The organism is Desulfovibrio desulfuricans DSM 642 (assembly GCF_000420465.1).
Classification (GTDB): Bacteria; Desulfobacterota; Desulfovibrionia; order Desulfovibrionales; family Desulfovibrionaceae; genus Desulfovibrio; species Desulfovibrio desulfuricans.
In genome coordinates this window covers 352,682-366,506 of record NZ_ATUZ01000013.1, presented here as the reverse complement: position 1 = coordinate 366,506, position 13,825 = coordinate 352,682, and the positions used below count along the sequence as shown (strand labels likewise).

Annotated in this window: 14 protein-coding genes; 8 read left to right on the top strand and 6 right to left on the bottom strand. The window is 56.0% G+C overall.

Annotated features, from left to right (window positions below; genetic code table 11):
- The first annotated feature begins 409 nt into the window (after positions 1 to 409).
- The 8 genes from hutW (at position 410) to G449_RS0107180 (ending at position 8,735) form a co-directional block, all read left to right on the top strand.
- Entirely contained in the window at positions 410 to 1,828 is a 1,419-nt protein-coding gene (gene hutW, locus G449_RS0107215; RefSeq protein ID WP_022658638.1) for a heme anaerobic degradation radical SAM methyltransferase ChuW/HutW, read from the top strand.
- On the top strand, positions 1,812 to 3,920 hold the full coding sequence (locus tag G449_RS0107210) for a TonB-dependent receptor plug domain-containing protein (RefSeq protein WP_022658637.1): 2,109 nt from the start codon (positions 1,812 to 1,814) through the stop codon (positions 3,918 to 3,920). Before hutW ends, G449_RS0107210 begins: the two co-directional genes overlap by 17 nt.
- Before the next feature lie 76 nt (positions 3,921 to 3,996).
- Positions 3,997 to 4,542, top strand: a complete 546-nt coding sequence (locus tag G449_RS0107205; RefSeq protein WP_022658636.1) for an MptD family putative ECF transporter S component — start codon at positions 3,997 to 3,999, stop codon at positions 4,540 to 4,542.
- Positions 4,520 to 5,299, top strand: a complete 780-nt coding sequence (locus G449_RS0107200) for an energy-coupling factor transporter transmembrane component T (protein WP_022658635.1) — start codon at positions 4,520 to 4,522, stop codon at positions 5,297 to 5,299. Before G449_RS0107205 ends, G449_RS0107200 begins: the two co-directional genes overlap by 23 nt.
- Entirely contained in the window at positions 5,299 to 6,798 is a 1,500-nt protein-coding gene (locus tag G449_RS16415) for an ABC transporter ATP-binding protein (RefSeq protein WP_022658634.1), read from the top strand. Before G449_RS0107200 ends, G449_RS16415 begins: the two co-directional genes overlap by 1 nt.
- An 11-nt stretch (positions 6,799 to 6,809) precedes the next feature.
- Entirely contained in the window at positions 6,810 to 7,334 is a 525-nt protein-coding gene (hutX, locus tag G449_RS0107190) for a heme utilization cystosolic carrier protein HutX (protein WP_022658633.1), read from the top strand.
- The gene (locus G449_RS0107185) at positions 7,331 to 7,840 is read left to right on the top strand and encodes a flavodoxin family protein (RefSeq protein ID WP_022658632.1); all 510 of its coding nucleotides are present in this window, start codon (positions 7,331 to 7,333) and stop codon (positions 7,838 to 7,840) included. The genes hutX and G449_RS0107185 overlap by 4 nt, the downstream gene beginning before the upstream one ends.
- A gap of 73 nt (positions 7,841 to 7,913) precedes the next feature.
- On the top strand, positions 7,914 to 8,735 hold the full coding sequence (locus G449_RS0107180) for a TonB family protein (RefSeq protein ID WP_159060450.1): 822 nt from the start codon (positions 7,914 to 7,916) through the stop codon (positions 8,733 to 8,735).
- Between the two features lie 103 nt (positions 8,736 to 8,838).
- On the opposite strand, the gene G449_RS16410 is transcribed toward G449_RS0107180, so the two are convergent.
- The 6 genes from G449_RS16410 to G449_RS17770 all read right to left on the bottom strand — a co-directional run bounded on the left by G449_RS16410 (position 8,839) and on the right by G449_RS17770 (position 13,763).
- A complete protein-coding gene (locus G449_RS16410; protein ID WP_022658629.1) occupies positions 8,839 to 9,357 on the bottom strand; it encodes a metal-dependent transcriptional regulator in 519 nt (172 codons plus the stop codon).
- Between the two features lie 74 nt (positions 9,358 to 9,431).
- Complete coding sequence (locus G449_RS16405; RefSeq protein WP_022658628.1) at positions 9,432 to 10,775, bottom strand: MATE family efflux transporter; 1,344 nt, start codon at positions 10,773 to 10,775, stop codon at positions 9,432 to 9,434.
- A gap of 362 nt (positions 10,776 to 11,137) precedes the next feature.
- Complete coding sequence (locus tag G449_RS0107165; RefSeq protein ID WP_022658627.1) at positions 11,138 to 11,593, bottom strand: hypothetical protein; 456 nt, start codon at positions 11,591 to 11,593, stop codon at positions 11,138 to 11,140.
- A 328-nt stretch (positions 11,594 to 11,921) separates the two neighbouring features.
- Positions 11,922 to 12,362, bottom strand: coding sequence for a hypothetical protein (locus G449_RS16400; protein ID WP_159060449.1), 441 nt, complete (start codon positions 12,360 to 12,362; stop codon positions 11,922 to 11,924).
- A gap of 90 nt (positions 12,363 to 12,452) precedes the next feature.
- Positions 12,453 to 12,935: a hypothetical protein gene (locus G449_RS0107150; RefSeq protein WP_022658624.1), complete on the bottom strand. Its 483-nt coding sequence runs from the start codon at positions 12,933 to 12,935 to the stop codon at positions 12,453 to 12,455.
- Between the two features lie 12 nt (positions 12,936 to 12,947).
- Positions 12,948 to 13,763, bottom strand: a complete 816-nt coding sequence (locus G449_RS17770) for a hypothetical protein (protein ID WP_022658623.1) — start codon at positions 13,761 to 13,763, stop codon at positions 12,948 to 12,950.
- Between the last annotated feature and the right edge of the window lie 62 nt (positions 13,764 to 13,825).

Sequence of the window (13,825 nt, the reverse complement as noted above, 5' to 3'; positions counted from 1 at the left end):
GCAGCAACATTGATGCCCTAGACTGGCTTGATACCATAACGCCCATCTGATGCCCCCAAGCCCCTGCCCTGCGATTATGCGGGCAGGGGCTTTTGCTGGCGGCACCTACTGGCACCCTGTTGCAGATAAGCTGCCGAATTCAGGCAGCGCCCTCAGGTAATTGCAAGCATTTTCTCTCCCCCTCCCATCATCACGATCCCCCTTGCTCCCCTCGCAAATATTGCAGCCAGCAGTGCTGACGGTCTTTGGCTCCCAGCTGCTTCCCCCACCGCTTTTTCATTGGCAACCGTGCGTTGCCGTGAATTGTCGAGCTTTTTTCAAGATGATATTGACATTCTTTTTCAATTTAATTAATTGAATTTAACAGAATTAGTTAAGACTAACTTTTATTTGCAATCGAGGAACGCAGATGCATCCCCAGCCTAACCAGAAAATTTACGAAATGCCCGATCCGGGCAAATTATCGGCGGCGTCAGGGCGCGCGCCCAAAGACCTCTCCGCTTTTTTTGCCAAAGAAGGCGTATGCGCCCTCTCGCACGCCTTTGACGCCAAAATCGCCATGCACCCCGGTACTGGCGGCAACATGATTGAGCCGGAGAGCATGCAGAGCCATATGGATCTGCTTTTGGCCTCACCCCTCAAGGGAAAAACAGTGGCCTACATCCATGTGCCCTTTTGCCAGACGCACTGCCTGTACTGCGGGTTTTACAACAAGGCCTATCACGAAAGCGACAGCCGCCTGTATGCCGACGCCCTGCTGGCGGAGCTGCAAATGTGGCGCGAGCGCAAGGCCGTGCAGAGCACGCCCGTTCACGCCGTGTATTTTGGCGGCGGCACCCCCACAGCCCTTGAAACGGAAGACCTCAAGCGCATTCTTGAAGGAGTGCGAGAGGCGCTCCCGCTTGCCAACGACTGCGAAATCACGGTTGAAGGCAGGCTCACCAATTTCGGGCCTCGCAAAATGGAAGCCTGCCTTGAAGGCGGCGCAAACCGCTTTTCGCTGGGCGTGCAGAGCTTCCATACCTCCATCCGGCAGTCCATGGGGCGGCTGGGTTCGCGCGAAGACATGGAGCGCGGCCTTGAGCAGCTTTTGAGCTACGATCAGGCCGCCGTCATTGTTGACCTTATTTACGGTTTCCCCAACCAGACGCTGGAGCTCTGGCGCGAAGACATTGCCGTTGCGCAATCCCTCAACCTTGACGGGGCGGACTGCTACCAGCTCAATGTGTACCGCCAGACCCCGCTTGGGCGCGGCATCGAACAGGGAAAAATCGCCCCCACGGCGGATATTCCCCTCCAGTCGGCCATGTACGCCGCAGCGGTGGAAGACATGGAAGGGGCCTTCTACCGCCGCCTTTCCCTCAGCCACTGGGCGCGCACTTCGCGCGAACGCAACCTCTACAATCTGTATGTCAAGGCTTCGGCCAACTGCCTTGCCTTCGGCCCCGGCGCAGGGGGCAATCTGGGCGGGCACTTTTACATGAACAACAGCAATTACGCAGAATGGCAGCAGGATGTGCGTGACGGACGCAAGCCTCTGGCCTTTGTGCAAAGCCCCCAGCGCCACTACTTCCTCTACAGGTCGGTTGCCGAGTGTATGGAGCAGGGCTGGATGGATGTAAAAGGCCTTGAGCGTCGTTTTGCCCTGCCTCTTGGTCAAATATGGGAGCCAGTGCTTGCACAGTGGCAACGCGCCCAACTGCTTGAATGGCATGATGGCCGGGTGGTGCTCACCCTGGCCGGGCAATTCTGGCAGGTAAACCTCACCCAACTTTTACTCAATTTTCTCAAGGCGATGCTGGAGGAAAAGAATGTCGCTGCTGCGTAAATTAAACGCTCAGGCCCTGCCCTTGGGCCTTGCCGGTCTGCTGCTCTGGGGGGCGCCGGCCCTGGCCCAGACCCTTGAGACGGAAACCGTCAAGGTTTCTGCCTCAAGGGTGGAAAAGGAACTGCTCGACGTGCCCATGTCGGTCAGCGTGGTCACCAAGGAACAGATCAAGGAATCGACAGCGACAACTGTCGGCGGCCTTCTGGAAGACGTGCCCGGCGTGCAGGTTGTCAATTCGGGCGCGCAGGGGCTGAAGCGCATATCCCTGCGCGGTGAAAACCCCACCCGCGTGCTTATTCTCATCGACGGGCAAAAAATTGCCGAAAACAAGTCCATGGACGGCACGCCGCTGCTCGTTGACCCGGCCATCATTGAGCGCATTGAGGTCATCAAGGGCCCTGCCTCTGTGCTCTATGGTTCCGAGGCGCTGGGCGGCGTTGTAAACATCATCACCAAGAAGGGCGGCACCAAGCCCATCCAGGGGCAGATAACCAGCAGTTACAACGGGTCGACCAAGGGCTTTGACGAAAGCCTGTCCATCTACGGCGCGTACAACGGGTTCAAGTACCGCGCCACTGGGTTCAATACCTATCAGCACAATCTTTCCACGCCTGAAGGCGAGGCCCCGCATTCAAAGTTCAAGGAGCAGTCAGGCTCGGCTTTCCTCAGCTACGACTTCAGCGACAAGTTCACTCTGGGCGGCTCCTACGAGCAGTTTTACAGCGATGTCATGGCCGGAACCACGGAAGACAATTCGTTTTACGTCGATATTTCCCCCTGGGAGCGCAAAAAAGCCGCCGTTTTCATGGAGGCCAGGAACCTCACGTCCTTCCTGCCCAAGCTCCGGCTGGACGCCTTCTGGCAAGACACCCATAAAAAAATGCTCAACCATGTGGAGGCGAACTCCGGCACAACATCCGTGCTCATGAACAACTACGCGGACAATACAAACGAGCAATGGGGCGCGAGCATGCAGAGCGACTGGGCTCTGGGCGAAAGCAACTACCTTATTGCCGGTTATGAATTCAACCGCGACGGGCTGGATGCCGACACCAATACCTATTCCAACATGTCCATTCCCATAAACGCCTTCATGACCAGAAAAATCAATTCCCTCACGCACTACAAGTACGAAGGCTACATGGACACGCATGCCGTGTACGGCCTCATGGAAACCAAACTGCCGTGGGATTTCACCCTCAACTACGGTGTGCGCCAAACGTGGGTGCGCTCAACCATGAACACGGCGCGCGGCGACAAAACCACAACATCCCAGATGATGGGCCCGCCCACCACCACGTATTCCAATCCCAGCGCAGGCGGCGAGGGCAGCTCATGGGAATCGCAGCCGGTATTCAACCTGTCGCTCATGTGGCAGGGCATTGACGACATGACCTTGAGGGCCGGTTTTTCCCAAGGGTTCAGGGTGCCCAACCTGCAGGAGAAATATATCATCTCCAGCATGGGCGGCGGCACGGTTGAACCCAACTCCTCACTCAAACCCGAGCACTCCAACAACTGGGAAGTGGGCGCGCGCTACGCGGCACACGGGCTGGCTCTTGATGCGTCACTTTTCTACACCGTGGCTACGGACTACATTGCCACCGAGCAGACCGGCAACAATATCTACCGCTACCGCAACGTCAGCTCGGCCAAAACCCACGGAATGGAACTGAGCGGCAGCTATGACCTGCCCTTTGGCTTCACCCCATACGTTTCCGCTACCTGGATGAAACGCCAGTATGACAACGGCGACTACACCACGTGGAAAACCGGCGTACCGGAATGGACAGGCCGGGCAGGCGTGCGCTCGCTCCACTCCGTCACCGACGACGTGGACATCATCGGCGATGTTTACGCCCGCTTTGCCAGTCAAACCCAGACCGAAAGCGGCTCCAGCCGCATCGAATACAAAAACGATGCGTGGACAACGGCCAACGCCATGCTGGGCGTAAAGTTCGGCAAGGAAAAACAGTACATGGTTGTGGGCGAAGTACTTAACATTTTTAACCAAAAGTACAGCCTTGAACCCAATGCCGCCATTTACGAACCGGGGGTTCACGCCAACATCAAGGTGAGTGTGGAATTTTAAATCAGGTATCCGCCCTTGTATTGATATTGAATTTCGTATTCATTTTCTATATAAGGGCGGATATTGGAGTTGCACCATGAGTGAACTGGTTCGTCGATACTGGAGCGCCCACGAGCTCGTTGTCATTGGGGTTTTTGCCGCTGCGGCCAAGGTTTCCACATTGTTGGTGGCCCTGGCCGGGGGCGGCATGAATCCGGTTTCGCTGCTGCTGAAAAACCTGATCTACACGACCCTGCTGGTGGTAATGCTCTACAGGGTGCGCAAGGCAGGAACCTTGCTGCTGTTCTCTCTGGTCAGCATGCTTGTGAGCGCCCTGCTGCTGGGGGCCAGCATCACCCTGCTGCCCGCCATCTTGCTGGGCGCTCTGATGGCCGAAGCACTTGTCGCCCTTGGCGGCGGCTACAGTCGGGCATGGGGCCCGGTGCTGGCCGTGGGCGTGTTCGACATTGCGAGCCGGGTCTGTTCGCTGGGGATTTCCTGGTTGTTCATGCGCGAAAACCCTTCCCTGCTCATGGCGGCTGTGCCAGTGGTCATACTGGGGTATCTGGGGGCGGCGGCTGGTCTGTTCACCGGGTACAACGCTGTAAAGGAGCTGCGTCATGCGGGCATTGTTCGACAATAACGCGGCAGACGCCGCAGGCTGGCTGCCCAAGGTGGACGCACGCGCCAAACTGGCCCTGAGCGTGGTGGCGGCAATCGGCTCCCTGGTTGTTTCAAACATTCAGGGGCAGTTGCTGCTTTGCGGATTATCCATGTGCTACGCGCTTTCTCTGCGCAAGCCCATGGTGCTGCTCTGGGCATATGCTTTCTTTACCCTCATGTGCGGCATGGCAATGGGCTGCATGTGGATCATGGGGCTGTTCATGCCATCGCTCAACAAAGCCGGATTTACAGGGCTTGTTGTTCCCTTTTTACGTATGCTTACCATGTTGCACGTGGTTTTGCCCATGGCGCTTTCCACACGTGTGCAGGATCTGCTCAACGCCTTGCGCGGCATGCGGCTGCCATTCTGCATCTATCTGCCCGCAGCGGTTGTGGTGCGCTTTATCCCCACCTTTCTGGCCGATGTGCAGCAGGTCACGGAATCGCTGCGGCTTCGGGGCTACAGACTTTCGCCATGGGGTATTACACGGCATCCGGGGCAGAGCATGCGACTGCTGTTCACCCCCCTGCTGTTCCGCTCGCTACGTACATCAGAAGACCTTGGCATCGCGGCAGAACTCAAGGGGCTGGGCTACGGCAAAACCATGACCCCCTATAAAACCTGCCATTGGGCCCTGCGCGACACCCTGCTGCTGCTTGCGGCCTGTGCGGCGCTGGGGGCGGCTCTGGCGCTGCAAATACATCTGGGCGGAACCAGCCTTGGAGGAATGCGCTGATGCTGCGTTGTGAAAACGTCACCTACACTTACCCGCACCAGCAAACCCCTGCCGTGCGCGACCTCAGCCTTACGGTAGAGCCGGGCGAACTCGTGCTCTGCACCGGCGCAAGCGGATGCGGCAAATCCACGCTCATCCGGCTGCTCAACGGCCTGTGCCCACATTACTTCAGTGGTACGCTGCAAGGCCGTGTGTTGGTCAACGGCAGGCCCACCACGGATCAGACCCCGCCCCAGCTTGCCCGTCAGGCCGGAACCCTGTTTCAGGATCCCGAGCAGCAGTTTTTTGCCCTTAATGTTGAAGATGAACTTTCGTTTGCTCTGGAATGGCAAGGCCTTGGCAGTGAAACCATGTGCCATGCCGTTACCGGGGCCATCAGGCAGTTTGGCCTGGAGGAAATTTGCCGATCATCCATACATCAGCTTTCTGAAGGCCAAAAGCAGAAGGTCGGTCTTGCCTCCCTGTGGACCCAGCGCCCGCAGGCTCTTGTGCTGGACGAACCCACGGCCAACCTCGATCCGGAATCCACGGCCGAGCTGGCCCTCAAGCTGGCCCAGCTCAAGGAGCGTGGCATGGCGATTCTGGTGGTTGACCACAGGCTCTACTGGCTGGCCGACGTGGTGGACAGGGTTGTTGTGATGCGCGAGGGGCGCATTGAAGCAGAGGGCGACTTTGCCATGCTGCACGATGCGGAACTGCGGCGGCGCTTCGGCCTGCGCGAAGCCCGCGTTCCCGATGCGCGCCGCACCCTGCCCGGCTGCACCAGCGCCCACGGGCTGATACAGGCCCGCAACCTCACCCATGCGCACAAAGGCCGCAAGCCCCTCTACGAAGGCGTCAATTTTGACCTGCCCGGCGGCGTCACTGCCATCATCGGACACAATGGAGCGGGCAAAACCACTTTGGCCCGGATTCTTGCTGGCCTCGACCAGCAGCAGAACGGTGAAATCCTCATTCGCGACCAACAGTGCGATGCAAAGCAGCGCATGCGCCACAGCGGTCTGGTGTTGCAGAATGCCGACCATCAACTGCACATGCGCACCGTGGAGCAGGAGGTGCAGACCTGTCTGGAGCTGGCCGGGCAAAAGGATCCCGACCATGCGCGCATGCTGCTTGAAGAATTCGGCCTGCTGCATCTCGCGGGGCGGCATCCGCAGTCGCTTTCCGGCGGGGAAAAACAGCGTCTGGTCGTTGCCTGCGCTCTGGCAAAGCGCCCTTCCCTGCTCATTCTGGACGAACCGACCAGCGGCCTTGACGGGGCCAACATGCACAGGCTTGCAGCCGCCATTGAGCGGCAGGCCCATCAGGAGCGCAGTGTGCTGCTTATCACGCACGATCTGGAGCTGCTGGCTGGCATGGGGCGGCAGGCGCTGCGCTTGCCGCTGATCAGCCCCCGACAAATCGAAACCCCGCTGACGGAAACTCCCGCCCGCAGGCAGCACGGCAACACCCCGAGCATCACTGCCCAACACAACAACCCCACCGCTCAGGCGGTGTAAAGGAAGTTGCCATGACAACGGCAAACGGCAATGCACTGGCAGACAAGGTAGCGTCCCTGCTGGCAGAGAAAAAAATGGTCATGCTGGACACGCTGGCGCAGGCCTGCGGCGTCAGCGAACTTCAGGCGGCAGAAGCCCTGCCCCAGCCCATGCGGGTCTTTGCCGCAGCGGCGGACTTTGACGCCATATGGGCCGACCTTACAGCGTGGGAATCCGCCACATTTATCATGCGCCACGGCGGCAGCGTTGTGGAGATCAAGGGGCAAATCCCTGCGGGCAAGCACGGGGGCGGCTATTTCAACCTTGATCACGGCTGCCCCCTGGGCGGGCACATTTGCAGCAACAATATTGCCCACATGGCTTTTTTGTCCCTGCCCTTCATGGGGTTGGAAAGTCACAGCATCCAGTTTTTTGATGCAGCGGGCGCGGTTGTGTTTTCCATCTACGTAGGGCGCGAAAACCGCGCGCTCATCCCCTCGGTAAAAGAACGCTTTCTGGCGCTGCGCACGGCGCTGGGCATGGAGAATGTGCAATGAAAACTCTGGTGGTCTACTCCTCCCGCACGGGTAATACGGGAAAGGTGGCCCGTGCCGTGGCTGAGGGCCTGCACGACTGCGATATTTGCCCTGTAAAGGATGCCCCGAACCCCAGCGGCTATGACTTTGTGGCCGTGGGCTACTGGGTGGACAAAGGCATGCCCGATGCCGATGCCAAGCGGTATATTGAGAGCATCGAAAACTGCACCGTGGCCCTGTTCGGAACCCTTGGGGCATGGCCTGACTCGGAACACGCCGCTGACTGCAAAAAAAAAGGAGAAGCTCTGCTCAATGAGCCGCAACGCGGCAACAGGGTTTTGGGGTCATTCCTGTGTCAGGGACGCGTTGACCCGGCAGTGGTGGCCATGATGCAGAAAATGGCCAACAACGCCCACCCCATGACGGACGAACGCCGCGCCCGCCTTGAAGAAGCCGCCAAGCATCCCGACCAGGAAGACTGCCGACAGGCGCGGGAATACATCACGGCCCTTGCTGCCACGGTATAACAGAACAGGCCCGCCTGCGGCAGTGCCGCAAAGCCCTGCCGCAGGCGACCTTGCACGCATGGAGGTCAACATCATGAAAAAACTGTCAGTCTTGCCCGGTCTGTGCTCAGGATCAACCATGGCTTCGCTGACGTTGCACGGCGGCCTTATCGCCCTTGCCCTGCTGTTGGGTGGACAGGCCTCCTTGCCGCAGGAAAAGGTCTATCGGGTGTCGCTTGCGCAGATGGCTGCCAGCGTTCGCCCCTCTGCTGCCCCGGGCCTGCCGGATGGGGGCACGGCAGCTCCGGCGAGGGCGGTCACGCCGCAAGAGGAGATGAAGCCGCAGGAAGCGCCCCAGCCGCAACCTGTGACCAACATGGCGCAGGCGGCTGAAAAAATGGTTTCGCCAGTCAAAAAAAAGACCAGCGCGAGCAAGCCCCCGCAACAAGCAGTACAGCGGGCCGTGCAACGATCCGAATCGGTCAAACCTGTGCAAACCGCCGCTGCCGTGCAGACGCCGCAGCAAACTGCCGCAGAGGCTACCCCCGGCACTGGGGCTGAGCCGCAGGCCAGGGGCCTTGCAGACGGCAAGGGAGCTGCGGGGCATGGAAAAAACGGCGCGGAATCAGGCGGCGCAGCCAGCCCAAGCGTGCTGCACAAACTGCTGGGGGCCATAGAACAGTATAAAAACTACCCCAAGCACGCACGGCGCACCGGAGCCGAGGGCACAGCCATTCTGCTGGTGCAGGTGGGCAACGATGGCAAGGTCACTGGCTCCTCGCTGCACAGGGGCAGCGGTCACGGCGTGCTGGATTCAGCCACGGAGCAGTTGGGTACAAGGCTTGCCGGTCTGGATACCGAAGTTCGCGGCAGCAGCTTTAGCGTGCGGGTGCCTGTGGAATATTCGCTCCACTAGAGCGGATTGGCCGAGAGTACCCCCGCATGCGCTGATAACGCGAAAACCCGCCCTGTTGACGCATGCAAAATGCCTGCACGGCACATCGATTTGGGCCTGTCGGTCAGTCTTTTACAAACTCTTTGCGATGCACGATTGCTGGCGGCGCCTTGGGGCTTGCCGCATGTTGCTTTGTGGCGTGCTCTTCGCGCAGGGCTTCGGTTTTTTGCTGCCAATGCTCCCACTCGCTCTGCGTGTGGTGCATGTACAGCACAAACTGCCGCCAGCGCAGCATTACATCCTCAGGAATGATGTGTTCCAGCTCACAGGCCACACTTGCGGCTCTGTCTTCTGAAAGTTGCAGTACATTCTGAAAAAAATCTTTCAATACCATGTTGCGATGCGCCAGTTCCTGCCCGGCACGAAGCCCTTTTTCGGTCAGATTTACAAGGCTGTACGGGGCGTAGGTCACGTAGCCGCGCTTTGCCAGCTCGCGCAGTGCGTTGGTCACAGAGGGGCGGGCAACTCCGGCGGCATCAGCAATGTCGCTGGGCCTACAGGCCCCGGCGGCAAATTCCTGCCTGAAAATAATGGCGAGATAATTTTCCAGCGCTGGCGAAAGCTGCTTTTCGTCTTCGGGCATTGGGGGCGGCTCCTTGATATACCTCTGTCTAACATTCTTTGAATACTGTTAACTTGTAGGGTATATCAAAGAGATCACAGGCTACCAAGCCATTTTTTTTGCCTGTACAGGTACAGCAGGCACAGGGTTCCGATTGCTTCGGCGCAGGCCATGGACACAAAGATGCCAGTGGCCCCCAGATGCAGCAGATAGGTCAGGGCATAGGCCAGGGGTACGCAGATGCCCCAGCGGGTCAGGGCAGTAATGCGGCTGGTAAGGCGCGTGGCCCCTGCGCCATCCAGCACTGCCTGCAACAGCATGCCCACTACTTCCAGCGGCAGTTTTGCGCAGGCGACCAGCAGAAAAATCCCTGCCACCGTTACGGCGGCCTGGTCGTGGGTGAACCAGCGAGCAACGGCGTGTCGGCTCAAAAACAGTGCCGCTGCCGCCACAATGGCGATCATGGCCACCTGTCGGGCATAGTGCAGACCCATGCCGTAGCATTCAGCCTTGCGCCGTGCGCCCAGCAAATGCCCTGTCATGATGGCAAGGGTCATACCCATCGCCGCCACAGGAAAATACAGCATGCTGACAACCCGCATGCCGAGCGTCATCCCCGCCAGTGTTTCCGCAGCATTGCCGGGCATGTTTGCAACACAGGCCAGCAGGGCCATGCTGCCGCTCTGCCCTGCCAGACTGCCCAAGGCTGCGGGGATGCCAATGCGCCACAACCTCGGCAGGGCGGCCCTGTTCCACCGCCAGCTTGCAAAGGATGACCGGCTGATGATTCCCCGCCGCACCGCCAGAGCGATATTGCAGGCAAAACCCAGCACAGACGAGGCAACGGTTGACCACGCCACCCCTGCATAGCCCAACTGGGGCAGGCCCCAGCGGCCCAGCCCGCAGCCCACGCTGCCCACATAATTGACCAGCGCCACCAGACACAAAGTGGCAAAGGGCAGCCATACCATTTTGTGCGCACGAAATGTGGAATTGAGAATTATCATGCTGTAATAAAAAGGCAATTGCAGGGCATAGGCTTGGGCAAAGAGGGAGGCGGCAGGGGCAAGCTCCGGAGAAGACAAACCATGAAGAGGTACGATCCGCAATGCCAGAAGGGCCAGAGCAGCAACGCAGCTTCCGGCAAGCAGCGATATGCAGAGAACCAGCCCGGCATATCGCCGTGCCCGCAAGAGCAGCCCAGCCCCCACGGCGCGGCTGACAGTGGCCATACAGCCGCTGACAACCGTAGACGTGACAAGCATGAGAAAGGCGAAAACCTGAGAGATACCGCCAAGCACCGCGAGGATTCGACCATCGATCTGACCGCATACCCACAGGTCGGTCATGGAAACCGCCAGATGGCACAGCATGAGGCCCATCTGTGGAACAGTGAGCTTCAGGACTTCCCACGTTGTGACGGGCAATGATTGCGACATGCCCTGACAGTGGCGCAAAAAGTTATTCAAGTCAAATAAAGTTAGTTAAGATTAATCAATGAGTGCCACTCTGCTTGTTGAGTTGTGTGGGATGCGAACAAGTTTCCCTTCAAGGGGGCACAAGGAAGTTTGTAGAATTGGTGCTGACAGCGATGTGATTTCCAGGTTCATCAAGGCTTTTGCCAGCCGCCAACACGGCATTGCCCCGGCGGCGTGCTAGCCGCCCATGCCGCCTTATCTCTGCCCCTGCCTAACCCTGCCAGCCATGCAAACAACGAGGTTGAGGGAAAGCACGCTGACTCAAATTGCACTCCTGTTATTCGTCCATATAGGCAAGTTATGATAATTATTTGATCAATTCGTTATTGAAATCTCATGTATTTACAATTTGTAATTATGCCATCTTTATTAACTATGAAATTCATTACGGTATAGTAATCTACATTGATATGCATTGGTGAAAGATTAAACGCAGGGGCATCAACGCCAATAGACTCATCTTGATTGTAATAGTAGTAATAGGCATATACACGGCCACCGTCTGGAAGTTCTTTATAAACCTCTTTTGATTCAAACTTTTCGCCATTATAATCCCCGTTTACGCAGTAGTTGATATATTTCTGCACAACAAATGCGTACATGCCCTGGCGAGCATTCATATGTTTTGGCATCCAGAGAGTGAAGCCGTCCGTATCAACAAAATTTTCCGGATAACGGCCAAAAAGGCCGCTCTGGCTTCTGTCTGGCAATGGGCCGCAGGCACAGAGCAGAGCAAACAGGCAGAGGAGTGCAATATTTTTGTGTATGGAAGTTCTCATTTATCAGCTATCAGCTTGAAAGGGGCAGATCGTTCAGAGTACTGCTTTGGGGCCTTGATCACCAACATGCCCGCCTGCGCGCCCACATTTTGCACAAATGCAAAGAGGTCAGCCCATGCACGCAAAAGCCTGTTCCGCAGCCGTTGGCATCTGGAGCTTTACGAATCATCGTTACTGCCTGCCAATGTGCATTGCGCCCACCCCATACACGCATCTGCTAAGCCACAGACAGCCCAGCAAAAAAGATTGCGGGAATGCATGCTAGCATAAATTGCACTGCTGCTATTCGTTCATATAGGCAAGTTATGATAATTGTCTGGTCAATTATTTATTGAAATCTCTTGTATTTGCACTGCGTTATTATGCCATTGTTATTTACTATAAAGTTCATTATTGTATAATATTTAACCTTTATTTGTGTTGGTTTTAGATTGAATGCTGGCGCATTGACACCAACATCATGATCTTCTGTGTAGTAGTAGTAAGCATACACGCGGCCACCGTCAGGAAGTTCTTTATACACTTCATCTGACTTAAATTTTCCTCCATTATAGTCGCCATTTACACAATAATTTATATACTTCTGCACAACAAATGTGTACATGCCCTGGCGAGCATGCATGTTCTTTGGCATCCAAAGAGTGAAGCCATTTCCATTGTCATAGTTTTCTGGATACTCCCCAAAAAGGCCGCTCTGGTTTCTATCTGTGGATGGGCCACAGGAGCAGAGCAGTGTGAACAGGCAGAGCAGGGCAATGTTTTTGTGCATAGGTCTTCGGGGTTTTTTGTTTTGTGTATTCGTCTGCCCAGCGCAGCATTGTCTGTAAAATGGGGTGCCTTCTACGTGCAATTGCACATACTACGGGGTTAAACCATCGTCCGTGCCGTGTTTTAAATTGTATCCGCCAGGATATCTGGCCCACGTGCAGCCATAAATTTTGCCATTTTTGTCCGTATACAAATTAAAAACAGTCATACGCTTTATGTTAAACGTGTCCATTGTGACAGAAGATGCTGGCTGGTCGTAATAATAATAGGACCAAATTCTGTCTCCTTCGTCATTGTACTTCTTGTATGTATACTTTTGAGCAGGGTGCTGCTTGTTAATATACTTTCCAATATAATAACCCTCAGAACACATTTCTTCTTCAGCTCTGGCAATATATTTCCATGATTCAATCATTCTCATTTTTCTTGGGATCCACATTTCGACAACTTTCCCCGTATTAGTGTCTATTACGGGCTTTTGGGGTGCCTCAGCAGTCGAATACTTGCTCAAGTCAGGTAAGCATCCCGATAGCATGATTATCAGGGCGAAAAATATCAGTATATTGCGTAGCATTTCAGGCTCCTGTTAGTGCTGCGTGTCTGCCTGTGGCGGGGCGGGCTGCAGGGCTGGCTTTAAAAATGGCAGTGATTTTTCAATGTGAGTTTTTGCAGCACTCCAGGCCCCCTTGGGGTCTGTAAGCCAAAAGGCGACTTTATCCAGCGTAGCAGGATACCCATAGAGGCCCAAGGCATCGGAAATTTTACCAAACAGAGGGCTGATCGTGATGCTAAAATCCTGGCTATTGTTTGTTTGCATGGCATTGTTGGGGTCGCGGTTCAGCCCATCCAGCGACTGACCGGGATTATTGCGCACGATTATTTCACCTTTGCCAATGGTGGCATAGGCGGTTTGGGTGCTCTCTGACCGTGCATAGGTTAATTCGGCAGGAGAAAACATGACATCCTTCGTCCAAGTATCCCAACCTTCTTTCATGCCATCTGTTTTCGCAAAAACATCCTGCGCCCACTGGGGAAGATGCTCATACTTATTTGATTCATTTTCGTTCTGCTTGTCGCCTTGCGGTTTTGCCTTGTCTTGCTCTGCGCTGGCGTTATCCTTTTTGTCAGCACCTGTATTGTTGGTACCTTTGGGGAGAATTTCACCCCCTACAGTGGTAGTGGAGTCCCCATTGTTACCTTTATTGGCCGCATTATCCGTGTTGTTTGCAGCCTCATCCTTCGTCTCATAATCCCATTTTATCCCCCAGCCAGTGCTGGTCTGCGTGGTTTTGCCCACCACATTTTCGTAGCTAAGCGTGCCGGTATCCAATTTAAGATTGTCATTAACAGCGGCGATAACAGCCCCGGCCACATGGGTGTTGTTCTCAGTGTAGATATTCACACTATTGCTGCCCAAAATTGACGTTTGCTCGCCAACCGTTCTGCTGCTGCCGTCTGCTGACT

Bases quoted from the DNA above. Each gene is read 5' to 3' on its own strand.
- hutX (WP_022658633.1), top strand. From the start codon at position 6,810: ATGACAACGGCAAACGGCAATGCACTGGCAGACAAGGTAGCGTCCCTG.
- G449_RS16405 (WP_022658628.1), bottom strand. From the start codon at position 10,775: ATGTCGCAATCATTGCCCGTCACAACGTGGGAAGTCCTGAAGCTCACT.
- G449_RS0107200 (WP_022658635.1), top strand. From the start codon at position 4,520: ATGCGGGCATTGTTCGACAATAACGCGGCAGACGCCGCAGGCTGGCTG.
- G449_RS0107210 (WP_022658637.1), top strand. From the start codon at position 1,812: ATGTCGCTGCTGCGTAAATTAAACGCTCAGGCCCTGCCCTTGGGCCTT.
- G449_RS0107165 (WP_022658627.1), bottom strand. From the start codon at position 11,593: ATGAGAACTTCCATACACAAAAATATTGCACTCCTCTGCCTGTTTGCT.
- G449_RS16415 (WP_022658634.1), top strand. From the start codon at position 5,299: ATGCTGCGTTGTGAAAACGTCACCTACACTTACCCGCACCAGCAAACC.
- G449_RS0107180 (WP_159060450.1), top strand. From the start codon at position 7,914: ATGAAAAAACTGTCAGTCTTGCCCGGTCTGTGCTCAGGATCAACCATG.
- G449_RS0107150 (WP_022658624.1), bottom strand. From the start codon at position 12,935: ATGCTACGCAATATACTGATATTTTTCGCCCTGATAATCATGCTATCG.
- G449_RS16410 (WP_022658629.1), bottom strand. From the start codon at position 9,357: ATGCCCGAAGACGAAAAGCAGCTTTCGCCAGCGCTGGAAAATTATCTC.
- G449_RS0107185 (WP_022658632.1), top strand. From the start codon at position 7,331: ATGAAAACTCTGGTGGTCTACTCCTCCCGCACGGGTAATACGGGAAAG.
- G449_RS0107205 (WP_022658636.1), top strand. From the start codon at position 3,997: ATGAGTGAACTGGTTCGTCGATACTGGAGCGCCCACGAGCTCGTTGTC.
- hutW (WP_022658638.1), top strand. From the start codon at position 410: ATGCATCCCCAGCCTAACCAGAAAATTTACGAAATGCCCGATCCGGGC.
- G449_RS16400 (WP_159060449.1), bottom strand. From the start codon at position 12,362: ATGCACAAAAACATTGCCCTGCTCTGCCTGTTCACACTGCTCTGCTCC.